Annotated in this window: 23 protein-coding genes; 14 read left to right on the top strand and 9 right to left on the bottom strand. The window is 60.6% G+C overall.

Annotated features, from left to right (window positions below):
- Positions 1-89: 89 nt before the first annotated feature.
- The 5 genes from GSQ82_RS11885 to GSQ82_RS11865 all read left to right on the top strand — a co-directional run bounded on the left by GSQ82_RS11885 (position 90) and on the right by GSQ82_RS11865 (position 5,538).
- On the top strand, positions 90-1,850 hold the full coding sequence (locus tag GSQ82_RS11885) for a TIGR03118 family protein (RefSeq protein WP_158792498.1): 1,761 nt from the start codon (positions 90-92) through the stop codon (positions 1,848-1,850).
- Between the two features lie 129 nt (positions 1,851-1,979).
- Entirely contained in the window at positions 1,980-2,318 is a 339-nt protein-coding gene (cyaY, locus tag GSQ82_RS11880; RefSeq protein ID WP_158792497.1) for an iron donor protein CyaY, read from the top strand.
- Positions 2,319-2,457: 139 nt separating this feature from the next.
- Positions 2,458-3,267 carry a glycosyltransferase family 2 protein gene (locus GSQ82_RS11875; protein ID WP_158792496.1) on the top strand — a complete coding sequence of 270 codons (810 nt, stop codon included), beginning with the start codon at positions 2,458-2,460 and terminating at the stop codon, positions 3,265-3,267.
- Between the two features lie 55 nt (positions 3,268-3,322).
- On the top strand, positions 3,323-4,960 hold the full coding sequence (locus GSQ82_RS11870) for a carboxylesterase/lipase family protein (RefSeq protein ID WP_158792495.1): 1,638 nt from the start codon (positions 3,323-3,325) through the stop codon (positions 4,958-4,960).
- 158 nt (positions 4,961-5,118) lie between these two features.
- A complete protein-coding gene (locus GSQ82_RS11865; protein ID WP_158792494.1) occupies positions 5,119-5,538 on the top strand; it encodes a cobalamin B12-binding domain-containing protein in 420 nt (139 codons plus the stop codon).
- 78 nt (positions 5,539-5,616) lie between these two features.
- Here the strand turns inward: GSQ82_RS11865 and GSQ82_RS11860 are convergent, their stop codons facing one another.
- The 5 genes from GSQ82_RS11860 to GSQ82_RS11840 form a co-directional block, all read right to left on the bottom strand.
- On the bottom strand, positions 5,617-6,378 hold the full coding sequence (locus GSQ82_RS11860; protein WP_254061591.1) for an SDR family oxidoreductase: 762 nt from the start codon (positions 6,376-6,378) through the stop codon (positions 5,617-5,619).
- 13 nt (positions 6,379-6,391) lie between these two features.
- Entirely contained in the window at positions 6,392-6,844 is a 453-nt protein-coding gene (locus GSQ82_RS11855; protein WP_158792493.1) for a thioesterase family protein, read from the bottom strand.
- Positions 6,837-7,646, bottom strand: a complete 810-nt coding sequence (locus GSQ82_RS11850) for an enoyl-CoA hydratase/isomerase family protein (protein ID WP_158792492.1) — start codon at positions 7,644-7,646, stop codon at positions 6,837-6,839. Before GSQ82_RS11850 ends, GSQ82_RS11855 begins: the two co-directional genes overlap by 8 nt.
- A 35-nt stretch (positions 7,647-7,681) precedes the next feature.
- Positions 7,682-8,557, bottom strand: coding sequence for a hydroxymethylglutaryl-CoA lyase (locus GSQ82_RS11845; RefSeq protein WP_256370079.1), 876 nt, complete (start codon positions 8,555-8,557; stop codon positions 7,682-7,684).
- Positions 8,558-8,750: 193 nt separating this feature from the next.
- The gene (locus GSQ82_RS11840) at positions 8,751-10,463 is read right to left on the bottom strand and encodes an acyl-CoA carboxylase subunit beta (RefSeq protein WP_158793638.1); all 1,713 of its coding nucleotides are present in this window, start codon (positions 10,461-10,463) and stop codon (positions 8,751-8,753) included.
- Between the two features lie 242 nt (positions 10,464-10,705).
- Between GSQ82_RS11840 and pncA the strand changes: the two genes are divergently transcribed.
- Both pncA and GSQ82_RS11830 read left to right on the top strand, forming a co-directional pair.
- Positions 10,706-11,359, top strand: a complete 654-nt coding sequence (pncA, locus tag GSQ82_RS11835) for a bifunctional nicotinamidase/pyrazinamidase (protein ID WP_158792491.1) — start codon at positions 10,706-10,708, stop codon at positions 11,357-11,359.
- Positions 11,356-11,724 (top strand): hypothetical protein, encoded by a 369-nt coding sequence (locus tag GSQ82_RS11830; protein WP_158792490.1) that lies wholly within the window; start codon positions 11,356-11,358, stop codon positions 11,722-11,724. The genes pncA and GSQ82_RS11830 overlap by 4 nt, the downstream gene beginning before the upstream one ends.
- 207 nt (positions 11,725-11,931) lie before the next feature.
- Here GSQ82_RS11830 and GSQ82_RS11825 read toward each other — a convergent pair whose 3' ends face one another.
- The gene (locus GSQ82_RS11825) at positions 11,932-12,546 is read right to left on the bottom strand and encodes an HD domain-containing protein (RefSeq protein WP_158792489.1); all 615 of its coding nucleotides are present in this window, start codon (positions 12,544-12,546) and stop codon (positions 11,932-11,934) included.
- A gap of 217 nt (positions 12,547-12,763) precedes the next feature.
- On the opposite strand from GSQ82_RS11825, the gene GSQ82_RS11820 reads away from it, so the two are divergent.
- Positions 12,764-13,297, top strand: a complete 534-nt coding sequence (locus GSQ82_RS11820; RefSeq protein ID WP_158792488.1) for a helix-turn-helix domain-containing protein — start codon at positions 12,764-12,766, stop codon at positions 13,295-13,297.
- Between the two features lie 171 nt (positions 13,298-13,468).
- Positions 13,469-14,467 (top strand): isoprenyl transferase, encoded by a 999-nt coding sequence (locus GSQ82_RS11815; protein WP_158792487.1) that lies wholly within the window; start codon positions 13,469-13,471, stop codon positions 14,465-14,467.
- A 66-nt stretch (positions 14,468-14,533) separates the two neighbouring features.
- Here the strand turns inward: GSQ82_RS11815 and GSQ82_RS11810 are convergent, their stop codons facing one another.
- Positions 14,534-15,745 (bottom strand): DUF1624 domain-containing protein, encoded by a 1,212-nt coding sequence (locus tag GSQ82_RS11810; protein WP_158792486.1) that lies wholly within the window; start codon positions 15,743-15,745, stop codon positions 14,534-14,536.
- A 147-nt stretch (positions 15,746-15,892) separates the two neighbouring features.
- Here GSQ82_RS11810 and GSQ82_RS11805 point away from each other — a divergent pair, with 147 nt between their 5' ends.
- The 4 genes from GSQ82_RS11805 to rseP all read left to right on the top strand — a co-directional run bounded on the left by GSQ82_RS11805 (position 15,893) and on the right by rseP (position 20,219).
- On the top strand, positions 15,893-16,756 hold the full coding sequence (locus GSQ82_RS11805; RefSeq protein WP_158792485.1) for a phosphatidate cytidylyltransferase: 864 nt from the start codon (positions 15,893-15,895) through the stop codon (positions 16,754-16,756).
- Positions 16,757-16,881: 125 nt separating this feature from the next.
- Positions 16,882-17,226 carry a hypothetical protein gene (locus GSQ82_RS11800; RefSeq protein ID WP_158792484.1) on the top strand — a complete coding sequence of 115 codons (345 nt, stop codon included), beginning with the start codon at positions 16,882-16,884 and terminating at the stop codon, positions 17,224-17,226.
- 381 nt (positions 17,227-17,607) lie between these two features.
- On the top strand, positions 17,608-18,798 hold the full coding sequence (locus GSQ82_RS11795) for a 1-deoxy-D-xylulose-5-phosphate reductoisomerase (protein ID WP_158792483.1): 1,191 nt from the start codon (positions 17,608-17,610) through the stop codon (positions 18,796-18,798).
- A gap of 41 nt (positions 18,799-18,839) precedes the next feature.
- Entirely contained in the window at positions 18,840-20,219 is a 1,380-nt protein-coding gene (gene rseP, locus GSQ82_RS11790) for an RIP metalloprotease RseP (RefSeq protein WP_158792482.1), read from the top strand.
- Positions 20,220-20,464: 245 nt separating this feature from the next.
- Here rseP and GSQ82_RS11785 read toward each other — a convergent pair whose 3' ends face one another.
- Positions 20,465-21,496 carry a phosphoesterase gene (locus tag GSQ82_RS11785; protein ID WP_158792481.1) on the bottom strand — a complete coding sequence of 344 codons (1,032 nt, stop codon included), beginning with the start codon at positions 21,494-21,496 and terminating at the stop codon, positions 20,465-20,467.
- Between the two features lie 104 nt (positions 21,497-21,600).
- Here GSQ82_RS11785 and GSQ82_RS11780 point away from each other — a divergent pair, with 104 nt between their 5' ends.
- Positions 21,601-22,653, top strand: coding sequence for a CPBP family intramembrane glutamic endopeptidase (locus tag GSQ82_RS11780; protein ID WP_158792480.1), 1,053 nt, complete (start codon positions 21,601-21,603; stop codon positions 22,651-22,653).
- A gap of 30 nt (positions 22,654-22,683) precedes the next feature.
- Here GSQ82_RS11780 and GSQ82_RS11775 read toward each other — a convergent pair whose 3' ends face one another.
- On the bottom strand, positions 22,684-24,309 hold the full coding sequence (locus GSQ82_RS11775; RefSeq protein ID WP_158792479.1) for a Na+/H+ antiporter: 1,626 nt from the start codon (positions 24,307-24,309) through the stop codon (positions 22,684-22,686).
- Between the last annotated feature and the right edge of the window lie 97 nt (positions 24,310-24,406).

The raw sequence follows: 24,406 nt of genomic DNA, 5'->3' as shown, positions 1-24,406 counted from the left end.
CTCCCTACACTTCAACTTGACCGGACGAAGCCCTCCCCGTCCGGCAGGTAAGTCTGCTTCCCTGCAGAGAAGGAAAAAGAGTAGAGATCATGCAAAACTTCATCCATCATCCCGGCCTTGTAAATAAAAGAGCAGGAATCAAAGCCCTCGTCGCGACTCTGATCGGAGCCGCATCCTTGGGCATCTCAGCCAACGCCCAGACCGCCGGAAGTTACCAGGCGACCAACATCCTCTCTGACGGATCTGTAACCGCAACCGCTACAGATCCCAACTTCATCAATCCATGGGGAGTCTCCGTTGGCCCTGCCTTCTGGATCAACACCCAGGCCACCGGCTTCGACTACGTCGCCACCGCAACCGGAACCATTCCGTTCAAAGTCTCCATCCCGGCAGCCTCCGGCACTGGTACCGGCGTTCCTTCTGGAACCGTCTTCAACGCCTCAGGCGCAGGCTTCAACCTGCCCAACGGGTCCGCCTCCACCTTCCTCTTCTCTACGCTCGACGGCACCATCAGCGGTTGGAACAGCGCACTCGGCACCACCAACAGCGTGGCCCAGATCGCCATCAATAACAGCGCCAACAACGCCGTCTACACCGACATGGCGCTCCTGACCAACGCCAACGGAAACTTCATCCTCGCCGCCAACTTCGGCCAGGGATCCGACATCGAGGTCTACGACAGCAACTTCAAAGCCGCCACCTTGGCTGGAACCTTCACCGATCCAAACCTCCCCGCGAGCTACTCACCCTTCGCCGTCCACACCATCGGCAACCAGGTCTTCGTCACCTACGCCCTGCGCGCCACCACCACCACCTCGCCCACCTCACCCGTCGTCGGCGGCTACGCGGTCTCCTCTTCCGGAACACATCCCGCTGCAACCTCCTACATGCAGACCGTGGGCGCAGGAAACGGCATCGTCGACGTCTTCGACACCAACGGCAACTTCGTCGCGCGCGCCATCACCGGCGGCAATCTCAACGCCCCCTGGGGCGTAGCCATCGCGCCCACCGGCTTCGGCGTCTTCGGCGGCGACCTCCTCATCGGCAACTTCGGCGACGGCATCATCAACGCCTACAACCCCACCACCTTCGCCTTCCAGGGCCAGCTCACCGACGCCACCGGCAAAGCACTCTCCTACGCCTCACTCTGGGAGATCACCTTCGGCCAAAGCAACGCAACTCCCGCCGGTGCCGGCGACCCCAACACCCTCTACATCGCCGCCGGTCTTGCTAACGAGCAGCATGGCCTCTTTGCCGGCATCGCCAACTCCGCCACTGCCACCGGCACTCCTGCCTTCGGATTCAGTGCTTCCACCTCGACTGCCTCCGTTACCGCCGGAAGCTCCACCACCGCTACCATCAGCGTCGCACCCACCAACAGCTTCAGCGGAAACGTCACGCTCGCCTGCAGTGGACCCGTCGGTGTCACCTGCACCTTCTCCCCCAGCCAGCTCAGCGTAACTCCCACTGCCGCTGCCACCAGCACCGTCACCATTCAAACCGCAGCAAGCATGGCCCAGCAAAAGCATCTCAGCCCCTGGAATCGCGAAGCAGGCACCATCGTGGCAGCCTTTCTCCTGCCCTTCGGCTCTATTCTTGCCTTCTCTCGCAGACGCGCCGGCAGAAAGTCCAACCCTCTGCAGCTTCTTGGCCTCTTCATGCTTCTGCTCGTCACCTCGGGTCTTGCCATCGGCTGCTCCAGTTCGATGAACGGCGCCGCCTCACCAGCCGCCTCCACCCCCGCACCCACGTCCACACCCGGCACACCATCCGGCGTCCAGCAAGTAACCATCACCGCGACCTCCGGAAGCCTCACCCAAAATACGACCATTGCCCTCACCGTGCAGTAGGTCAGATGTTTTACCTCACCGGCCGCCCGAATGCCTAGGGCGGCCGTTTTTTTATTCTGCAGCGCCACCGAACACGCCCTACGTGCCGGGCTAAAGCACGTTCACCGCGCAACCAGCTAAACTAACCCCATGATCGACGAAGCCACCTTCCGCCGCGAATCCGACCTCGCCCTAGAATCCCTCAAACAGTCCCTCATCTCCGCGGAAGACGACGACGGCACCTTCGAGTTCGAAGACAACAACGGCGTCATGAACATCATCTTCGAGAATGGCTCCAGCAAGTTCGTCATCACCCCCAACACCCCCATCCGCCAGGTCTGGATCTCTGCCCAGGCCACCAGCTACAAGCTCGACTGGAACGAAGCCACCCAGGCCTTTGCCCTCGCTAAAACCGGTGAAGATCTCAAAACCCTCGTCCAGCGCCTCCTCCGCGAGCACCTCGACGACCCCACCATCACCCTCCCATAAAACACACGCACTATCACCACATCTGCCTTACAGTAGAAGCATCCTCAAGCTCATCCAGATCTGCGTCATCTGCGTCGATCGCACCGAAGAACCACACGTAGCACCACAGAGCGCCCGTTCGTCGAGAGAGATAGCCATCATGACGCAGACGCTGTCCGTAGCCATCATCACGCTCAACGAGGAGGCTAACCTCGCGCGTACCCTCGCCAGCGTGCAGTTCGCTCACGAGATCATCGTCGTTGACTCCGGCTCGACAGATCGCACCCTCGAGATCGCCGCCTCCTTCAAAGCCAGACTCTTCCTCGAACCCTGGCGAGGCTTCGCTGCGCAGAAAAACTTCGCCATCGAACAATGCACCGGCACCTGGATCCTCTCTCTCGACGCAGACGAGGCGCTCAGCCCCCAGCTCCAGACCGAGATTCGCAACCTCCTCTCTCTCCCGCCCTCCGCCGACGCCTACCTCCTCCGCCGACGCAACATCTTTCTCGACCGCTGGATTCGCCACGGCGGCTACTATCCCGATCCCAAACTCCGCCTCTTCCGTCGCCATGCCGCAAATTTCGCCCCGCCCGCCCGTTTCACCGACCGTCCCGTCCACGAGACCATCACCCTCGACGGCGACCTCGAAACCCTCCGCTTCGACATCGTCCACCACGCCTACCCCACCGTCGAAAACTACGTCGAGCACCTGAACCACTACAGCACCCTCGGCATCCAAACCCTCATCGACAAAGGCCGCATCAGCCGCTCTCCCATCGCCTTCCTCTGGAACGTCCTTCTTCTTCCAACCTTCGTCTTCTTCCGCAACTATCTTCTTCGCTTCGGACTCCTCGACGGCCGCGAAGGTCTTCTGCTTCACCTCTACCACGCCACCTACACCAGCTGGCAGTACGCCAAGGCCTGGGAGCGCACACGCAAACAATCTCAGGCCACAGTGCAACATCCATAAGCAATTCGCACCCTCATCAACCGCTCGTGATATTTTCATCTCCGGAGAAACACTCATGTCCCTGCGCCTCCCCAAAACCTCCCTCGCTGTGTCCCTTCTTGTCCTTGCGCCAGCGATGATCGCCCACGCGGTCAACCCCCTGAAGCTGAAACCAAATCTTCACAAAGACAAGACCAACTCCATAAAGGTCAAGACCGACAAGGGCGACGTCGAAGGCGCCTACACCGCCGACCACCAGGTCATCGCCTTCAAGGGCATCCCCTACGCGGCCCCGCCCGTCGGCGATCTTCGCTGGCAGCCCCCTCAACCCGCGGAGAAATGGAAGCGCACTCTCTCAGCCAAAGACTTCGGCAGCCACTGCATGCAGTCCGACTCGTACGACGACATGACCTTCCACGATCCCGGCCCCAGCGAAGACTGCCTCACCCTTAACGTCTGGGCTCCCGCCAAAGCCAAACGCGGCAGCCTCCCCGTCATGGTCTGGATCTACGGCGGCGGCTTCGTCGCAGGTAGCACCTCCGAAAACCGTCAGGACGGCCAGTTCCTCGCCCATCGCAACGTCATCATCGTCTCCATGAACTACCGCCTCGGCATCTTCGGCTTCTTCGCTCATCCCGAACTCACCGCCGAGTCCCCCAACCACGCCTCCGGCAACTACGGCCTCCTCGACCAGACCGCAGCCCTAAAATGGGTGAACGCCAACATCGCCAACTTCGGCGGAGACCCATCCAACGTCACCATCTTCGGAGAGTCCGCAGGCTCCTTCTCCGTCAGTGCCCAGATGGCCTCACCCCTCGCTCGCGGCCTCTTCTCCAAAGCCATCGGAGAGAGCGGCGCAGCCTTCTCAGGCGCCTCCCTCCCCACCGAATCCCGCGCAGTCCTCGAGCCGCGCAACGTCGCCTTCGCCCAGACCGCCTACAACACCTCCCGCCTCGCCGATCTCCGCAAGCTCTCCGCCGACGAGATCCTCCGCGGCGCCACCGCCAAGACCACTCCCCGCCCGCCCCGCTTCGGCATCAGCGTCGACGGCTACTTCCTCCCAGACTCCGTCCCCAACATCTACGCCTCCGGCCATCAGGCGCACCTCCCCCTCCTCGCCGGATGGAACGCAGACGAAGCACGCGGAGAGGTCATCCAGGCCAAGACCCCCACCACCGTCGAATCCTTCACCGCATCCGCGCGCACCAGGTTCGGCGACAAGGCAGACGACTTCCTCGCCCTCTATCCCGCCTCCAGCGACGCCGAGGCCACCCTCTCCGCAGGCGACCTCGCCAGCGACCGCTTCATCGCCTTCTCCACCTGGCGCTGGCTCGAAGCCCACGTCGTTACCGGCCAATCCCCCGTCTACCGCTACCGTCTCGACCTCGGCTCACCCGGCGACAAATTCCACCCCGCCATCCTCGGCGCCTTCCACTCCGACGACATCGAGTACGTCTTCGGAACCCTCGACTCCCGCCTCGGCACAACCTTGCGTCCCGAAGACCGCAAACTCTCCGACCAGATCGGAGCCTACTGGACCAACTTCGCCCGCACCGGCGACCCCAACAACACCGGCCTGCCCACATGGCCCACCTACAACGCAAAAGATGGCTGGCAGGTCATGCACCTCGATGCCACCTCCCAAGCCAAACCCGACAACCAACGCGCCCGCTATCTCTTCCTCGACTCCGTTTGGTCCAAACCAAAGCAATAACCACCAACACCAACCATAGAAACGCGGCCAGAGGAAACCCTCCGGCCGCGTCTTTCTTAAAGCGTTCCCCATCTGCTGCCATATCATCGCAGTCAGAAGCAGCCAAAAACCCGAAGCACTACACCACGCACCCTCTCGCCAGATATACTCGCTTCTCAGTGCAGAACACTCCTCCCATCCGCGTCCTCGTCGCCAAGCCCGGCCTCGACGGCCACGACCGCGGCGCCAAGATCATCGCCCGCGCCCTCCGCGACGCCGGCATGGAGGTCATCTACACCGGCCTCCGCCAAACCCCCGAGATGATCGTCACCGCCGCCATCCAGGAGGACGTCGACTGCATCGGCCTCTCCATCCTCTCCGGCGCACACAACATCCTCGTCCCCCGCATCGTCGCACTCCTCCGCGAACAAAAAGCCGAAGACATCCTGCTCGTCCTCGGCGGCACCATCCCCGATGAAGATCAGCCACGTTTAAAAGAAAGTGGCGTCTCGGCCATCTTCGGACCGGGAACGCCGCTCGAAACCACCATTACCTTCATCCGCGACCACGTAAAGCCACGCGGCCTGCTCTCCGCATAGAACTGAAATCCAGTCATAAGCTCCGAGTACCGAATCTCCCAACTCCAGGATTCGGTACCCACAGAACGTACAGCGTTCTTACCAGGGCAGCGACTGACCCATGTGAATGAAGCCGCCATTCGGCCCATCCGCGCCGATCGTCGCCAGCTCCACCGAGGTCTTCGCGCCATCCTCGATCTCCATCATCGCGCCCTCGCCGCCCATGTCCGTCTTCACCCATCCCGGATGCGCCGCATTCACCTTGATCTTCGTATCCTTCAGCTCATACGCCAGATGAACCGTAAACGCGTTCAGCGCAGACTTAGACGTATCGTAAGCAAGGTTCTTCGACGCATAAATCGGCGAGCCCGGCGTAGCATGCAGCGTGCTCGAACCCAGGATGCTCGACAGATTCACAATCCTGCCCGCGGGACTCTTCTCCAACAGCGGCAGCAACGTCTGGGTCAACTCAATGACCGCAAAAAAATTCGTGTCGAACGTCTTGCGCAGCAGCTCCTGTGACGTCTTGCTCGCCTTCGATGCAACCCTCTCGTCCAGAAACACACCCGCATTGTTGATCAGAATATCGAGCTTGCCGAAGTCCTTTTCAATCAACTTCGCCACCGCAGCATAGTCAGCCGGCTTATCCACGTCGATCTTCACCGCCCGCGCATCGATGCCTTCCTTCTTTAGCGTAGCCACAGCAGCCTCGCCCTTCGCCGCATCGCGCGCACCAACCAGTACCGTAATCCCAAGCTTGCCCAACTGGCGAGCCGTCTCAAGACCAATCCCTTTATTAGCGCCCGTAATCAGCGCAACCTTCTTCGCATCAGCACTCATGCCCATCGCTCCTTCATTCATCTGCTTGCGATCCTTACTGCGATCCATCCATCTGATGTAAAACAGCGGCAAAACGCTCCGCATATTTTGGCGGCAGCGAGCGTTTTTTCATATCCTTCCCCACCACCACATGCACCGTCACACCCTCGCACAACAGCAGCCCGTCTTCCACCCGCAGCACCTTATACCCAAACCGGATCACCGCCCCACGCGCAGCCAGTAGCGTCGTCTGCACCACCAGCTCATCGTCATACCGCGCCGGAGCACGATACCGCGCCGTCGCCTCCACCACGGCGATCCCGCAGCCCTCTTCTACCTCCATCCGCTTGTAGTCCAGCCCCAGCCGCCGGATAAACTCCACCCGCCCCACCTCAAACCAGATCAGATAGTTCGAGTGATACACCACCCCCATCTGATCGGTCTCCGCATACCGCACCCGTATCCGCGCCTCGTAAAACACCTGCTTTGCCTCTGCTGCCTCAGTCATCTCTACAGTCTATCGAACCCCATCTACTCCCCCACACCGGCTTCCGCTTCTCCAGAAACGACGCAACCCCCTCGCGAAAGTCATGCGTCGCCCTGGCCTCAGCGTTCGCCGCCAGCGCCTGTGCAATCGCTGCATCCAGCCACGCCTTATTCTGCCCAGCCAGCAGCCGCTTCGTCGCCGCCATCGACGCCGGACTATTCGCCTTCAACACCTCCGCCAACTCCCGCGCCCGCGCCGCCAGCCCATCCGCCGCAACCACTTCATTCACCAACCCCAGCCCCAGCGCTTCTTCACTCGAGAACAGCCGCCCCGTCAACAGCAGATCCCGCGCCCGCTTATCCCCAATCTGCAACACCAGAAACGCCGACACCAGCGCCGGCACAAAACCAATCCGCGCCTCCGTATATCCAAACTTCGCCCCCGGCACCGCCAGCGTAAAGTCGCACATCGTCGCCAGCCCCGTCCCGCCGGCAATCGCCGCCCCATGCACCACCGCAATCGTCGGCCTCTCCAGCTCATACAGCGTCCGAAACAGCCGCGCAATCCGCTCCGCATCCGCCGTATGCTCCGCGGCAGACTTATCGTTCATTCCCTGCAGCGAACTCAGATCCAACCCCGCGCAGAACGCCTCACCCGCGCCCGCAAACACCACCACCCTGCACGCAGACGCCGCAGCCTCCTCCATCGCCGCAATCAGCTCCCCCTGCATCTCCGGCGTCATCGCATTGCGCCGCTCAGGACGATTCAACGTAATCGTCCGAACCCCATCCACATCCGTAACCAACAAAGTTACATAACTCAAATCACCCTCCACACTCGCTTTTCAGTCCAGCCGAACTACTGCACTCTCTCCCCATACTTCCGCGCGATCTCCACGCCTGCAGCCAGCAAACCATCCAGCGGCCTCATCGGCTCCAGCTCCGCCCCCAGCGCCTTCAGCTCTGCCAGCAGAAGCTCCGTCGCCACATTCCCCACCAGCGCATCCTGCGCAAACGGACATCCGCCCAGCCCGCCAATCGCCCCATCGAACCGCCTGCATCCCGCCTCATACGCCGCCCGAATCTTCGCCGCCGCCTGGTCCGGCCGCGCATGCAGATGCACCCCAATCTCGATCCCATCATGCACCGCCAGAACATCGGCCACCAGGTCAGCCACCTGCTTCGGCGTCGCCAAACCCACTGTATCCGCCAGCGAAATCTGCCTCACCCCGTTATCCGCCAGCAGGTCGCACGCCGCAACCACCTCATCGATATCCCATGCCTCGCCATAAGGATTCCCAAACGCCATAGAGATATACGCCACCACATCCATCCCCGCCTTGTACGCCAGCGTCCCCACCTTCTCCAGCTCCTCCAGCGACTCCTCCGGCGTCTGATTCTGGTTCCGCTGCAAAAACGTCGGCGACACCGAATACGGAAACCCCAGCGTCTGCACACTCCCCGTCTTCACCGCCCGCTCCGCGCCCTTCGCATTCACGCAGATGCCGATAATCTCCACATCATCCGGCGGATCCAGATACTCCAGCACCAGCTCCGAGTCCGCCATCTGCGGCACCGCCGACCGCGAAACGAAGCTCACCGCATCGATATGCTTGAACCCCGCCGCAATCAAAACCCGCAGATAATCCGCCTTCACCTCCGCCGGCATATTCTTCGGCAGCCCCTGCCAAGCATCCCGCGGACACTCAATAATCTTCACCACATTCGTCGTCACTTTAAACCCCTAACCTCTCGCCATTACTAATTATTCTCTTCGTCACGTTCAATGGCTCTCTACTTACTTTTTGCCCTTTTGTTTGTCATCCCGTAGGAATCTGTTTCTGTCGTTCTTTGTTTACGTCGTCATTCTGAGCGAAGCCAAGAACCCCTGTATTCGCCTTTGTTATTGCCTTTCCTTTAAGGAACCATCAAGTTTGCAAAACCCCCGGATTAAACCTAGCCACCTCCGGATTCAAACTAGCCGCCTCCAACGCCGTCATCAGCACCTCCCGCGTCTTCACCGGATCAATAATCGCATCGATCCAAAGCCGCGCCGCCCCATACCTCGGATCAGCCTGCGCATCATACGAAGACTTGATCTCGTCATACAGCGCCTTCTTCTCCTCCTCCGACAACACCTTCCCCCCACGCTCCATCTGCTTCGCCCTCACCTCAGCCAGCGTATTCGCAGCGCTCGCCCCACTCATCACCGCATACCTCGCCGTCGGCCAGGCAAACAAAAACCGCGGATCATAAGCCTTCCCACACATCGCATAGTGCCCCGCCCCAAAACTCCCCCCAACGATCACAGTAATTTTAGGCACGACCGAAGTACTCACAGCCGAAACCATCTTCGCCCCCGCCCGAATAATCCCACTCCACTCCGCATCCTTCCCCACCATGAACCCATTCACATCATGCAAAAAAATCAGCGGAATCAAACTCTGATTGCAATCCATAATGAACCGCGCCGCCTTCTGCGCACTCTCCGTATAGATCACCCCGCCAAACTCCGTCCGCTTCTGCCCCGCCATCGGCCCCGTACTTACAGTAGAAGCCTGGTGCATCTTCTGGTTCGCCACAATCCCCACAGCCCGCCCACCGATCCGCGCATACCCACACAGCAGCGTCCGCCCAAACTCCTCCTTGTACTCATCAAACTCCGAGCGATCCACCACCCTCGCAATCACCTCCCGCATGTCATACACATTGCTCGCAGCCTTCGCCGGATCAGGATCGATCAGCCCATACAAATCCTCCGCCGCAAACTTCGGCCCATCCTTCCCCTCATCACATGCAATCACGCTAAACGGAGCCTTCGCCGGCGAACCAATCTTCCCCACCAAAGAACGTAACCGTGCCAGGCACAGATGATCGTTCGGCTCCTTAAAATCCACCGTCCCCGATATCTCCGCATGCATCGCCGCGCCCCCAAGCTCCTCCGCACCCGTCTTCTGCCCAATCGCCGCCTGCACCAGCGAAGGCCCCGCCAGAAACAACCCCGAGCCCTCCGTCATCAGCACCGTATCCGTCATCACCGGCAGATACGCCCCACCCGCCACACACATCCCCATAATCGCCGTAATCTGCGGTACCCCCAGCGAACTCATCACCGCGTTATTCCGAAACACCCTCCCAAAGTCATCCGTATCCGGAAACACATCCTCCTGCAGCGGCAGAAACACCCCCGCCGAGTCCACCAGGTACAACGTCGGTATCCGATTCTCCAGCGCAATCGTCTGCGCCCGCAGCACCTTCTTCGCCGTCATCGGAAAGAATGCCCCCGCCTTCACCGTCGCATCATTCGCCACGATCATGCACAGCCGTCCGCTCACCCTCCCCAGCCCCGTCACCACACCCGCCGCAGGAGCGCCACCATACTCGCCATACATCCCATGCGCCGCCCACAGCCCCAGCTCCAGAAACTCCGTGCCCTCATCCAGCAGCAGCGCCAGCCGCTCCCGCACTGTCAGCCGGCCCTTCGCACGCTGCGCCTCCGCAGCCTTCGCGCCTCCACCCAGCCGAATCTCGCTCTCCTCAGCCTTCAGCGCCGTCATCAATACCCGCAGCGCATCACGATTCGCGCCAAACCGCGCCGCCTTCACATCCAGCTTCGTCGTCAACCCGTTCTCCAACGTCAAACCCTCCACCTCACACCATCCTAAAAACACGCCAGCATAGCATCTTAGTCAATTTATCCACTTCCCGCGCCCAACACCCTCATCACCAACAAACTCCACGTTACGTATAGCTATCTTCCTCTCGCATCCCTCAAAGCACCACCCCAACACCTTGCCGGGTGCCCCATATCTCGATCTTGAGATGTGGGCATCGTCCGAAGGACGACCGTACTCTTCACTTGTTGCACTACCATCAAGTCACGATGCAACTTCATCCCACCGACGTCCTCCTCGTCATCGACGTCCAAAACGACTTCACCCCCGGCGGCGCCTTAGCCATAGCCGACGCCAACGCTATCGTCCCCCTCATCAACTCCCTCGCCAAAAAGTTCGACCACGTCATCCTCACCCAGGACTGGCACCCCACCCAACACATCTCCTTCGCCACAACCCACCCGCACAAGCGACCCTTCGAAACCATCGAAGCCCCCTACGGGCCCCAAACCCTCTGGCCCGAACACGTCCTCCAGCACACCCAAGGCGCAGCCTTCCACCCAGCCCTCTCCATCCCTCACGCCGAACTCATCCTCCGCAAAGGCTTCCGCCGCCACATCGACAGCTACTCCGCCTTCATGGAGAACGACCACACCACACCCACCGGCCTCGCCGGCTACCTCCGCGAGCGCAACCTCACCCGTCTCTTCCTCTGCGGCCTCGCCTACGACTTCTGCGTCCGCTACTCCGCCATCGACGGCAAAGCTCTCGGCTTCGAGACCATCGTCATCGAAGACGCCACCCGCCCCGTCAACCTCACCCACTCCATCGCCGAAACCAACGCCGCCCTCGCCGCCGCCCACATCCCGCGCATCCAATCCCCAGAAATATCCGCAGAGATATCCGCAGACATCGCCAAATGACCGAACCCCAAACCACCCCCGAACCCTGGATCGCCACCCAAGCCACCGTCACCACCTGCCGCTACCAATCCCCCGCCCTCGGCATCCTCGCCTTCGGCTTCCAAACCACGCAAAAATTCCTCATCACCTTCGACTACTACGCCCACGGCCGCCTCTACTCCAGCCAGTTCCAATCCCCCACCGCCATCCCTCAGAACGAGCACCTCCCCATCACCTACAACCCACTCCACCCCGAACAAAACAGCCGCACCCACGGCCCCACCTCCAGCCCCAGCGCAACCCATCCCCCACTCCTCGCCATAGGCATCATCGGCTCCGTCATCCTCTCGTTCCTCTGGCTCACCCTCCTCCGCGGCTGCCAATAGACACGATCTAAGTAGTATCGACACATAACCTGAGCGTAAGTGACGGATTGATAGAAGTGTCATCCTGAGCGGAGCCTCTCGCAGTCTCATCGCGAGAGGCGCAGTCGAAGGACCCGCAATACGTTCAACGTCCCAATACCTTCTCCATATCTCGCACCACATCCGGACCAGTTCCGCATCGTCCTATAGGCCGATACCACCTAGAAACTACGCCGGCGGCGAACCCAACAACCCCAACTCCTCCGCCCGCGCCTGCATCGCGTTTAGACAGTTCCGCACATGCTCCTCCACGCTCAACCCCAGCAGCTCCGCCCCACCCGTAATGTCCCCCCTCAGCACCGCCCGCGCAAACGCCTTATCCTTCATCTTCTTCTTCACCCCGGCCACCTCGACCTCCAGAATTGACTTGCTCGGCTTCACCAGCGTGCAAGCCGTCAAAAATCCCGCCAACTCATCGCACGCAAACAGCGCCTTATCCAGATGCGACTCCCTCAGCGTCCCCGAGTAGTCCGCATGCGCCAGAATCGCGTGCAACACTGTCTCCGGCCACCCAGCCTCGCGCAGATACTTCACCCCAACAAACGGATGCTCCGTCAATGAAGGATGCCGCTCATAGTCCATATCATGCAGCAGCCCAGCACACGCGTACATGTCAACAAACTCCGCAGCCTCCGCACCGCTCAAACCCAGCCGCGCAGCCTCCAACACCCCATACGCCTCGGTACAAACCGACACTGCCATCCCATGCTTCCTCAAGCTCTCGCCCTTGGTCCACTCCTGCAGCAACGCCAGTGCCTGCGCCCGTCCCAACGTCTCACTCATCAAAAAATCCTCCTTATCCGCTCCCGCATAATCTCTGATCCATGCCACCACAAGTTACCAACTTGGTTCATCTTCGGTTTTTTTAGGTCTTTCGCCGCGAATCAGCGGGTTTCCCCTTGACTCCAAAGTACACCAGTGTCAATCTAGGCACATCACATGCTCCGTTATCGGACATGTGCCGGGTCCTTGCTCTGGGTCCCTTCGCTACACACAACTTATGGCAACCATGATGGCACCTGTCGAACAACGTGAGGTGTTACGTTGCGACCACTGCAGTTTGGTGCAGTTCCGCACAGCGAGCGCTCTGTGCAGACGCTGCCACAAATGCCTCGAGGTCGAAGAGCCCGAACCGGCTCCCGCACCTTTGGCTCTCGTTCCCCCACCAGCAGCCACCAACGATGGAATCCAGGTAGCCACTGCCGTTCGAGACCTGCGCCACGTGCGCAACCTCTCCCAGCGTCAGCTCGCCGCCCGTATGGGCGTTCCCCGTACCTACATCTCGAAGATCGAGAACGGCAAGGCCATGCCTACCCTCTCCTCCCTCGACCGCCTCGCCCGCGCCCTCCAGGTCGATATCTCCGCCCTGCTGCGCGACTCCAACACCCGCCATCGCGACGAGACCGCGGTCCTCATGACCGACCCCTTCCTCGCCGAGATCGCCATGTACACCTCGCAGTTGGACGTACTCCAGCGTTCCATCTTCCTCAACCACGTCCGCGAACTAGCTGCAGGGCGTCGCAGAACGGCCTAACCGCCGTCCCTGCAACATCCTGCACTGCCCTCCTTGGAGAGCGCCCGCACCCTCACGGCGCTCTCCACTCCGTCGCCCGGCGCCTCTGTTCCATCCTTGCGACTTTTGTAGCATCGACGTTCATTGCACGGCCAACATCCGTGTGCTAGCGTCAATAACTGCGAGGTCGCTTTGCGCGCATCAACTCCCCTATCGAACTCTGGTCGCAAACCCAGCAGCGTGTCCAACCGCGCCCACGAACTCTCCCTCGATGAGCAGGCCGTCTACCGCGAGCTCGACCCCGAAAGAATCCCCCAGCACGTAGCCATCATCATGGACGGCAACGGCCGCTGGGCCGGCAAACGCTCCCTCAAGCGCTTCCTCGGCCACCAGAAAGGCGCAGAGAGCGTTCAGTTCGTCGTCGAGACCGCCTCCCGCATCAACCTTCCCTGGCTCACCCTCTACGCCTTCTCGCTCGAAAACAACCTGCGCCGCCCCAAGTCCGAGGTCAGCTTCCTCATGAAGCTCCTCAAGAACTACCTCGTCGGCAACGTCAAGCGCATGAACGACAACAACGTCCGCATGGCCTACATCGGCCGCACCCACGATCTCCCCCAGGAAGTCCAGGACACCATGCAGTGGGCCTCTGAGTCCACCGCCCGCAACACCGGCACCGTCCTCACCCTCGCCCTCAACTACGGCGCCCGCTCCGAGATCGTCGATGCCGTTCGCACCATCCTCACCGACCTCACCACCGAAGCCCACACCCGCGGCTGCTCCGTCGACGACCTCCTCGGCGCCGGCGCCCTTGAGTCCCTCGACGAGCCCACCATCGCCCGCGCCCTCTACACCGCCCACATGCCCGACCCCGACCTCGTCATCCGCACCTCCGGCGAGCAGCGCATCTCCAACTTCCTCCTCTGGCAGATCGCCTACTCCGAGATCTTCGTCACCGACCGCCTATGGCCCGACTTCAACGGCCTCCATCTCCTCGAAGCCATCCGCGCCTATCAACAGCGCGAACGCCGCTTCGGTGGCCTCGGCGAAAGCTTCACCGACGAAGACCTCAACAACCTCGAGCCCGCCGAAGACGTAGCCGCCGAGATCCAGGACCACCTCATCCCCAAATCGGCCTCCAAATCCGAGGCCAAGTCCGAAGCCAAGCCCGACCCTGTCCTCACCCGTCGCTAGACAAAAGGGTACGACTCCAGAAAAGAGCCGTACCCTCCAGAACAATCCCGAACTGAATCTGCCAACCTACAAATAGCTCAACCACCAGTCACGGCGGCGAGCCTTCATCCTGCTGAACCAGCGGCACGGCAGATACATCACCAGCAGGACCGACAGCCAGACACAATAGACTCCCCAAAGTGGAAAGCCCCACCCCGGCACATGGCCAAAGAACACCGTGCCCGGAGTAACCCACAGATGCCAGTTCAAATGATCCGCCGCCGTCAGCACCAGCGCAACGCTGTGCAGTAGATAGATGTGCAGCACATAGTAGAAGAACGGCACCCGCCCATACGTCTCCATCACCTCGCGCACACCCGGCACCCAGTCGCGCCTCACCGCAAAGTCAAACAGCGCATACAGCAGCAGCAGAACCCCGAACGTCGCCAACAGGTAATGCAGCGATGGCGGATATTTTTCAACGCTCAGGAACGACATCGCCGACCGCGCCACCGTCCCCAGATGCTCAAACCGATTGTGGTCGCCATACCCATGCGTCACCCGCAGCAGCGCGAACACCGCCAGAAACGTCAGCCCCAGTATCGAAGCGATTCGCTCCCGCCGCGCCGGAGATGCAACCGCCAGCGGCCCCGCAGCATATCCGACGAAGATCACTCCAACCCACGGCAGCACCGGATAACCCGCCGCAACAAAGAACCCATGGAAGCTCGTAATCGTCATCTGGTGCAACAGGCCCCAGGCAAACGCCCCATGCCCAAACGACGACGCCTTCACCGGATCCAGCAGATTATGTAGCAGAATAATCGCCGCTCCGAGAGCACCGACTGCAACCCGCGGCACCCACTGCAACAGCCCCAGCAGCACCATCGCCAAGCCGACCACCCATATCACCTGGAAGATAAATCCCGGCGCAAACGTCCACGCGAAGCTCACCACCGTAAGCTCGATCAACATCAGCCACAGCCCGCGCGTCACCAGCAGCTTTGCCATCTGCGCCGCCGACTTTCCCCGCTCGCGCTGAAGGTACACCGACACCCCGGCCAGAGCGATGAACCCCGGCGCGCAAAGACGCGTCACCCACCTGGTCACAAATAACGAGGGCCACGATTGAAGGGGGTTTGCCGCGTCCACCGTCGCCGAAGAGAAGAAGTCGCGCGTATGGTCAAGTGCCATCAGCATCATAAGCACCCCCCGCAGTAGATCGATTGATTCGAGCCTAAACGAAGGCCGGACAGAGCCGGCCGGGGTAGAAACAAAATTTGCCTGCGTGGTAGCCATCTGGTAAATCCCGTCCGTGCGTGTGTTAGCTCACGCACTCCACCATTTTAACTCACCCGCGCACGCCTCTTCCTCTCTTCGTCTTCGCACCACCGCCCATGTCTCAGGAGCATCCGTATATTCCGTATATCCTGCTAACAGACATTCATGAAACGTATCGTCACCGCCATAGTCCTCATCCTTGCCGTCTTTGCCCTCATCTTCCTCGGTCAGCTCTGGATGATCACTCTCTTCGCCGCCATCGTCGCCGAGCTCGCCGCCTACGAGTACCTCAGGCTCGCCGCCGTCGGCGCAGAAGCCCACGGAGCTAAACTCCGCATCCCCGCCTGGTGGATGGCCCTCGGCACCGCGCTCGCCTTCATCGTTACCCTGCCCAACTTCCCCGTCGAAGCCCAGCTCCCCGTCCTCAGCGCCCTCACCCTCGCCCTCTTCGTCTGGAACGGCTTCCGCGCCCCCCTCATCCAGGTCCTGCCCGACACCGCCCAGGGCCTCTTCGGCCTCATCTGGATCGCCTACCCCCTCACCCTCGTGCCTCTGCTCTGGAAGCAGGAAGACGGCCCCGCCCTCGTCCTATTCCTCATGGTCTGCGTCTGGACCGGAGACATCGCCGCCCTCTACATCGGCCGCGCCTTCGGCAAACACAAGCTCGCCCCGCGCCTCAGCCCCGGCAAGACCTGGGAAGGCTCCATCGCCTCCATCGTCGGCAGCATGCTCGCCGCAGGCCTCGTCATCTACATCGCCGACGCCCTCACCGCGCGCGGCAACACCATCCTCCACATCTCCGAACCGCTCTGGCAGTCGCTCCTCATCGCCGCCATCCTCAACATCGCCGCCCAGCTCGGCGACCTCCTCGAGTCCGCCGTCAAGCGCGGCGCAGGCGTCAAGGACTCCGGCACCATGCTCCCCGGCCACGGCGGCATCCTCGACCGCATCGACGCTCTCCTCCTCGCCGCCCCTATCCTCTGGCTCATCCTCCTGATAAAAGACCACTTCAACCTCGGCCGCTTCTAACCTCCCATCACAGCAAACCCCATCGGCACAACACCCCTCTCCCACCCGGCATCCAATCGTATGAAGCTGGGCAGCTCAACCACGAGCCCCCACACAACCGGGAGCACCCAGCCCAGGGAGAAAATATGAAACTCAACAAAGGCGTCATCTCATCTTTGGCGGCCATCGCCACACTCGCCTGCGGCCCCACAATCCTCACCGCCGCGTCACCCGGACCAATTGCTCCCTACGTCGCACAAGAGGGCTGGGCAGTCCCGCCACCCGAGTACAAAGACGTAGCTCGCCAGGGCTATCAGGACGGCATAGAAGGCGCCCGCAAGGACTTTCAGAACCACCGCCGCCCCGATGTCAACAACCGCGATGAGTACAAGCACCCCAAAGTCCCCAGCGCCGTACGCCAGGACTACCGCGACGCCTTCCAGCGCGGCTACCAGGCCGGTGTCGATCACCTCATCAACGAACACAGGTAAGGCATCCGGCGAAAGCTTGAATAAAACTTGTCAAGCCCCTAAACCGCCAAAACCCTTGCCAGTCCAGCGAATTCACGTTGCGTACTAGTTACTCTCCACCAGGTATATTTGAATAAGAGTAGAAAAAGCCCCGGCCAAAAACCGGGGCTTTTCCATGCATCCGCGATCAAAAACGAAGAAAGAAACCTTCTACGGATAAAATTTCCCGCAACCCCTTTAGATATAAATATTTACCTCTAACCCATTTATTTAGAATATTTTACAAAGAGCCATTTTCATAAAGTATTGAAAATAAGCAATTTGCATTGGGGTACCCCCCAGGGGGAGGGGTACCCAACCGATAAAACCTGCCAGCGCCCGCACTCTGAGAAAATAGACGATGTGAAAAAGTTAGCGATTCTAGGCTCCACCGGTTCCATCGGCAACAGCACCCTCTCCATCTGCGAGTCCTTCCCCGACCGTTACCAGGTCGTCTCCCTCGCCGCAGGAACCAACATCGACGCAGCCTTCAGCCAATGCCTCCGCTGGCGCCCCAGGGTCATCTCGCTGGCCACCGAAGGGCTCGCCGCAACCCTCACCACCCGCCTCCGCGAAGCAGGCATCACCGGCATCGAAGTCCTCCACGGCACCGCTGGCAGCATCCTCGTCGCCACCCTGCCCGAGGTCAACTTCGTGGTCTCCGCCATCGTAGGGGTAGCCGGTCTCGAAGCCACCTACGCCGCAGTCTGCGCCGGCAAGACCATCGGCCTCGCCAACAAGGAGTGCCTCGTCGCCGCCGGCGAGCTCATCATCGCCGCCGCCAAGGCACACAACGTCGCCCTCCTCCCCATCGACTCCGAGCACAACGCCGTTCACCAGTGCATGCGCGGTGGCACCCCCGCCGAAGTCAAGCAAGTCTGGCTCACCGCCTCCGGTGGCCCCTTCCGCAACACGCCGCTCGCAGAGTTTGAACACATCACCCCGCAGCAAGCTCTCAAACATCCCACCTGGGTCATGGGCCAGCGCATCACCATCGACTCCGCCACCATGATGAACAAAGGCTTCGAAGTCATCGAAGCCTGCCGCCTCTTCAACCTTCCCGCCAACCGCGTCCGCACCACCATCCATCCACAATCCACCGTCCATTCGCTGGTCGAGTTCGTCGACGGCAGCATCCTCGCCCAAATCTCCGTCACCGACATGCGACTCCCCATTCTCTACGCCCTCGCCTACCCCGAACGCGTCGCCGTCACGGAGAAGGAGTCCCTCACCTTCGACCTCACCACACTGAGCCAACTGGACTTCTCCCAGCCCGACCTTAACCGCTTCCCCTGCCTCCGCCTCGCCTACGAGGCCGCCGAAGCCGGAGGCAACGCCTGCATCGCCCTCAACGCCGCCGACGAGATCGCCGTCGCCGCCTTCCTCGAAGGTCGTATCCCCTTCCTCGGCATCCCGCGTACAATAGAGGCTGTGCTGCAGCTAACATCCGGTCAAGCTCCGGAGTCTATCCTCGATGTGCTCGAAGCAGATCTTGCCGCGCGGGCCTGTGCGCGCGAAGTGATTGTCCGCCAATCCACCGGCGCCCGGCGATAGTCAAAAGAATTCAACCAAAGTAACGAGGTCTCACTCTCCCCATGTCGACAATCATCCAGCTTGCCATCGTCCTTGGCATCATGGTTCTGGTCCACGAATTCGGCCACTTCGCCGTCGCCAAGCTCTGCGGCATCCGCGTAGAGGTCTTCTCCATCGGCTTCGGCAAGCGCCTCTTCGGCTTCCGCCGCGGTGACACCGAGTACCAGATCGCCGCCGTTCCCCTCGGCGGATACGTCAAGATGGCCGGCGAGATGACCTTCCCGACCAACGAAGCCGGCGAAGCAACCGCCAGCGATCCCGGAGACTTCAACGCGCATCCCCGCTGGCAGCGCATCCTCGTCGCTCTTGCTGGACCCTTCGCCAACTTCATCCTCGCCCTCGGCCTGATGACCGGCGTCTCGATGCTGCACAACGAAGTGCAGGAGTACATCGACGGCCCCGCCTACACGGACTACATCTCCGTCAACAGCCCGGCCAGCCGCACCGGCATCCACAGCGGCGACACGATCGTCCACTATGACAACGTTGAGAATCCGACCTGGGATCAGGTTGCTATCCGCTCCCTGCTGAACCTCAACCAGACGATTCCGTTCTCTTTCGTGCATGACGGCCAGCGCGTCGATACGAAGCTATTTATTGAAAATAAAGGCACTCCCGACGACTTCTCGCTCGACAATCTCGGACTTCTCCCCAAGGCTCAGAACACTCCTGTTCAGGTCGATGCGCTTGAGCCGTCGATGCCTGCAGCCAAGGCAGGACTCAAGCCCGAGGACAAGATCCTCAGCATCGACGGTCTTCAGCTGCACTCTGTTCCTGCTTTGCTTACGTATCTGCAGGACGAGGCTGGGAAACCCGCGTCATTGCTGATCGAACGCACTGTCAATGGCGCGACTCAGACTGTTCCCATTCAGGTGACGCCGGAGTTGGCGCCGGTTCCGGGTGGAAACAAGGACTATCGGCTTGGTTTCGTGGCTGTTCAGCCTCCTGTGAAGGTTCAGCGCCTTCCTTTGGGCAAGGCGATCGTTGCTTCCTGGCAGTTCAACAAAAAGGGATCGCTGCTGATTGTGGAGGTGCTGAAGCGCCTGTTCACGCGGCAGGTTTCGGTGAAGAGTCTGCAGAGTCCGATAGGGATCGGCCAGCAGATTCATCAGGCTGCGCAGATGCCGGGATGGATGCCGCTGATTGGGTTGATGGCCTATATCTCGTTGAATCTGGGCATCTTCAACCTGCTGCCGATTCCTATTCTGGATGGCGGCATGATTCTGTTTCTGGTGATTGAGACGATCATGCGGCGGGATGTGAATCAGCAGCTCAAGGAGAGGGTCTACCAGGTTGCTCTGGTCTGTCTGCTGGCGTTCTTCGCGTTCGTCATCTTCAACGATCTGACGAAGCTGAATCTGTTTACAAAATTGAAGCCGTAACTGGTTCGTTTTTGCAGAAAAAGTCAGACCCCGGTGCGAGCCGGGGTTTTGATGTTTTTGCTGGTGTTTTCAAGGGTGTTTTGGAAAAAGCGGGTGTAAAGACGTGGTGGCTTGCTGGTGAGTTTTGGTAATTAGCGTGGTGGATGTGGACGGGTAACGTCCTCTTTTCGGGACGCGAAAAATACGACACGGGTTTGAAGTTTATTTTTCGAGGCTGGGTCGTTTTGAACTTCGAGTCTTTCGGGCTATGCCTGTCGCAGCTCGGCCACGATCTCTGCGACTGCCTTTCGCGCCTCATCTTCGCGGTCCGGTGGGAAGCTGATGGCGCCGACGCGGGCGTGGCCGCCGCCGCCGTATCGCTCGCAGATTGCAGCGATGTTCACGAGGTGTTCGGAGGACTTCGGCGTCCACGGATTGGTTCCGACTGAGACCTTGGTTCGGAAGCTCGACTTGCTGAGGCCCACGTTGTAGGTTGCGTCGGGGTGCAGGTAGTACGGAATGAACTTGTTGTAGCCTTCGGTGGGCTGGTCGGTGATGTCGAAGGCGATGACTCCCTTATCTACTGTGGCTCGCGAGCGGATCAGCTCGAGCGCTGCAAGATGCTTCTCCATCAGCGGATCGACGAGCTCCTGCACGAACGGCTGGTCGAGAACGTGCTGGAGGCTCATCTCGGTCAGAAGCGGAATCAGGCGCGGGACGAGATTGTTGTCGGAGGAGCTTTCGATGATCATGGTGAGCTTCATCGCGGGTTCGGCCATCTCGACCGCAGACTTTGCGCTCTCGTAGCGCGCGCCGTCGACGATGTCGGCCCACTTGATCAGATCGAGCAGGGGCGCGGTATCGAAGCCGAAGTTGACCTGCGCGGTGTCGGCGATCAGGCTGGTGCAGGAGATGTAGTTGGGGTTGAAGAACTTTCGCATGCGCTGGGAGCCGTCGGCCTGGCCTGCTTCGAAGTGCTTCTGATCTTCGGGCGTGAGAAACGCGCTCTGGTGATGGTCGAACCACCAGGTCAGCTTGGGCGAGGCAGAGTACTTGAAGTCGACGATGGCGTTCTCTCCGTCCACGAAGGCACCTTCGTCGAAGAGCGCACCGGCCCGGTGGACGAGGCCGTGATAGAGGAACCGGTCCGCTGTCTTCACGCGCTCGCGATGGAACCGCATAAAGAGCGAAGCAGAGCAGGCTCCGTCGAAACATTTGTCGTGATAGAAGATCTTGCAGTCCAAGTCGGTGGTCCTCCGTGCATGACACTCTTTGGCAAGGGTGCGAAGATTCAGCATAGCGCACCTCGCGTCTTCGGTAACCTCACGGGGCCAGTTGCGCGGGGCCGAGGGAACTTCGAACAGCCGTCACTCGTATACTTTCCTCAGCAAGAGGAGCCCCTTTGCAAATCGAGACCAATCGTAAGACCGCAGACCTGTCGCCTGACAACAAAGCAGAGCTTCCCTTCGCGGGGCAAAGCCCGTCACCGCAGCCGTCGACCCTCCGCAAGGTCTTCCTGGGCGCTGAAGGCCTGCGTGCCGGTTGGAGCCTGCTCATCTTTTTCGCTCTTATGGCCGCGTTCTTCAAGGGCATCGACATCGCGGGGCATCTGCTGCATCTCACACCCAAACGAGACGCTTTAGATACAGGTGCATCTCTCAAATTCCTGTTCCTTGGCGAGTTTCCCCTGCTCCTCGCAACCATCGTCGTGACCTGGATCATGTCGAAGATCGAGCGCCGTCCAAACTCTATGTACGGACTCGGCGGCAGCAATAAGCTCTCCCGCTTCTTCTCCGGACTTGCCTGGGGAGTGACCTGTCTCTCCCTTCTCTTCCTCACGCTCTGGAAGACCGGCTTGCTCATCATCGATAGCCGGCTCGTCTTCGGTTCCGACGTCTTTCGTTATGGCGCGGCATGGCTTGCCGGATTTCTCGTGGTTGGGATGTTCGAGGAGTACCTGACTCGAGGCTACCTGCAGTTCACCCTGAGCCGCGGGCTGGCCGGCATCTACCGATGGGCGTTCAAGACCCGTCACAGCGCAGCGCTTGGCTTCTGGACCTCGGCTCTGCTGCTGTCGTTTCTCTTCGGACTTGGCCACACCAAAAATCCCGGCGAGTCGCCTATCGGACTGCTCTCTGCCGGGCTTGCCGCCATGGTCTTCTGTTTCGTTCTTTGGCGTACCGGCTCGCTGTGGTGGGCTATCGGCTTCCACGCCTCGTGGGACTGGGCTCAGTCTTTTCTCTACGGCGTTGCCGACAGCGGCCTCTTCGTCCAGCACCGCCTGCTCGCCACTCATCCGACAGGCAGACCTATCCTGAGCGGCGGCGCCACGGGGCCAGAGGGCAGCATCTTCGTTGTGCCCGTCCTGATTCTTATCGCCGTTATTATTTTGACGACCGTGCGCGGCACCCATGCCGGTTATACATTTCGCGATGTCGAGCGCGTCGAGGCCTGATCCGCATCTTGCGCGCCGGAGGCAGATGCCTCAGGCTATGGGTGATATCTGTGATCTGCTCTCGGCGAGATCGAGCTCGCGTTCCATGGTGCGCAACGTGTCGTCGCCGATCTTTCCCCTGTCCCGCAGGCCGATGAGGGTGCGACGCTCGACATTCAGCGCATCCTCGAGGATCGTTTGCAGCCGGGTGACCATCTTCGGATCCAACGCATCAAGGCTTTCTTCAGCGCCTGCGCCAACAGCCGCGAGCTTGTGCCGGTATCGATGGAGGATGTCGTCGTACATATGCTCGGTGGGAGGTCCGTCGTGCTTGCGTGCTGCTTCCAGATGATGGACTGCGGCGAGGAGCACGATTCTGCGCGCGTCTCGCTCCTCCCGATCCATTCCACCTTTACTTGCCAATCCAAGACGGCGGATGAGTGCGGGGAGGGTGAGGCCCTGCAGCACGAGGGTTACGAGGATGACGCAGAAGGCGAGGAAGACGATCAGGTTGCGCGGTCCGAAGGGACGTCCGTCGCCGAGAACCTCCGGCACTGAGATGGCGGCGGCCAGCGCGAGGACGCCGCGCATGCCGGTCCATCCGACGACGAAGACCTCGCGTGCGGAGGGCGTCTCTTCTTCGTGGCTCATCCACCTGCGCTCGACGTAGGAGGCGAGCTTCATCGCGGGAAAGACCCAGATCATGCGAAGCAGAATGAGGATGCCGCTGAATACGGCGCCGTAGAAGATGAGCGTGCCGGTGGTGTACTTGCCGTGGATTCCCGCGAGGACATACGGCAGTTGCAGGCCGATGAGCACGAAGACGAGACCGTTGAGCATGAAGGTGAGGGCCTCCCATGCGCCGTTGACCTGGAGGCGGACGGTGGGAGAGAAGAAGCTCGTGCTCTTGCGGCTCATGTAGAGTCCGCAGGCTACGACTGCGAGTACGCCGGAGGCCTTGGCGCGTTCTCCTGCGAGGTAGGCCGCGTAGGGAACGACGAGGCTGACGACAAGCTCTACCGGTCCGTCATCGATAAACTTTTCGAGCCATCCGACGATGATGCCGATAAGGAGTCCTATGACGAGACCGCCGACGACAAGGTAGATGAGCCGCGCTGCGCCGCTTCCGAGGGTGGGTGTGTGGTCGCGGAGGATGATGCCGAGGCCGATCTCGAGCGCGAGCAGGCCGGTGGCATCGTTCATGAGGCTCTCGCCTTCGAGGATGTCGACGATTCTTCTGGGCAGGCCGACGGCTTTGGCGATGGAGGTTGCGGCGATGGCGTCTGTGGTGGAGACCACGGCGCCGAGGAGGAAGCCGGCCTTCCAGTCGAGCGCGGTGATGAAGCGGTCGGAGAACTCGGCTACACCCCAGACGGTGAAGCCCACGAGACCGACTGCGAGGAGTCCGATGACGACGGCGTTGCGGCGGAACTCGCGCCATGACGCTGTCCAGGCCGAGGCGTAGAGCAGAGGCGGAAGAAAGATGACGAAGACGATGTTGGGGTCTAGGGGGACGCGAGGCATGTGGGGAACGAAGCTGATAAAGAGACCGGCCATCACAAGGACGATCGGATACGGCACCTTCAGCCGGTTGGCCATGACGGCGAATACCGCCACCAGCACAAGCAGAAGAAGGATCACGATCTCGACTGCGTGAAAGTTCTCCCCCAAACCCATTGCGAAGTTCCTCCGTTTCGTTCTGTAGATGCTGATTCATAGCTGCCTGGCTTCGTGAGATCTTTCCAGGCTCGGAGTGCCGCCTTCAGTAAAACAA

The organism is Granulicella sp. L60 (assembly GCF_009765825.1).
GTDB lineage: Bacteria > Acidobacteriota > Terriglobia > Terriglobales > Acidobacteriaceae > Edaphobacter.
This window is presented reverse-complemented; position numbering and strand designations above follow the sequence as displayed.

Bases quoted from the DNA above. Each gene is read 5' to 3' on its own strand.
- GSQ82_RS11885 (WP_158792498.1), top strand. From the start codon at position 90: ATGCAAAACTTCATCCATCATCCCGGCCTTGTAAATAAAAGAGCAGGA.
- cyaY (WP_158792497.1), top strand. From the start codon at position 1,980: ATGATCGACGAAGCCACCTTCCGCCGCGAATCCGACCTCGCCCTAGAA.
- GSQ82_RS11875 (WP_158792496.1), top strand. From the start codon at position 2,458: ATGACGCAGACGCTGTCCGTAGCCATCATCACGCTCAACGAGGAGGCT.
- GSQ82_RS11870 (WP_158792495.1), top strand. From the start codon at position 3,323: ATGTCCCTGCGCCTCCCCAAAACCTCCCTCGCTGTGTCCCTTCTTGTC.
- GSQ82_RS11860 (WP_254061591.1), bottom strand. From the start codon at position 6,378: ATGAATGAAGGAGCGATGGGCATGAGTGCTGATGCGAAGAAGGTTGCG.
- GSQ82_RS11855 (WP_158792493.1), bottom strand. From the start codon at position 6,844: ATGACTGAGGCAGCAGAGGCAAAGCAGGTGTTTTACGAGGCGCGGATA.
- pncA (WP_158792491.1), top strand. From the start codon at position 10,706: ATGCAACTTCATCCCACCGACGTCCTCCTCGTCATCGACGTCCAAAAC.
- GSQ82_RS11830 (WP_158792490.1), top strand. From the start codon at position 11,356: ATGACCGAACCCCAAACCACCCCCGAACCCTGGATCGCCACCCAAGCC.
- GSQ82_RS11825 (WP_158792489.1), bottom strand. From the start codon at position 12,546: ATGAGTGAGACGTTGGGACGGGCGCAGGCACTGGCGTTGCTGCAGGAG.
- GSQ82_RS11820 (WP_158792488.1), top strand. From the start codon at position 12,764: ATGGCAACCATGATGGCACCTGTCGAACAACGTGAGGTGTTACGTTGC.
- GSQ82_RS11810 (WP_158792486.1), bottom strand. From the start codon at position 15,745: ATGGCTACCACGCAGGCAAATTTTGTTTCTACCCCGGCCGGCTCTGTC.
- GSQ82_RS11805 (WP_158792485.1), top strand. From the start codon at position 15,893: ATGAAACGTATCGTCACCGCCATAGTCCTCATCCTTGCCGTCTTTGCC.
- GSQ82_RS11800 (WP_158792484.1), top strand. From the start codon at position 16,882: ATGAAACTCAACAAAGGCGTCATCTCATCTTTGGCGGCCATCGCCACA.
- rseP (WP_158792482.1), top strand. From the start codon at position 18,840: ATGTCGACAATCATCCAGCTTGCCATCGTCCTTGGCATCATGGTTCTG.
- GSQ82_RS11785 (WP_158792481.1), bottom strand. From the start codon at position 21,496: ATGCTGAATCTTCGCACCCTTGCCAAAGAGTGTCATGCACGGAGGACC.
- GSQ82_RS11775 (WP_158792479.1), bottom strand. From the start codon at position 24,309: ATGGGTTTGGGGGAGAACTTTCACGCAGTCGAGATCGTGATCCTTCTT.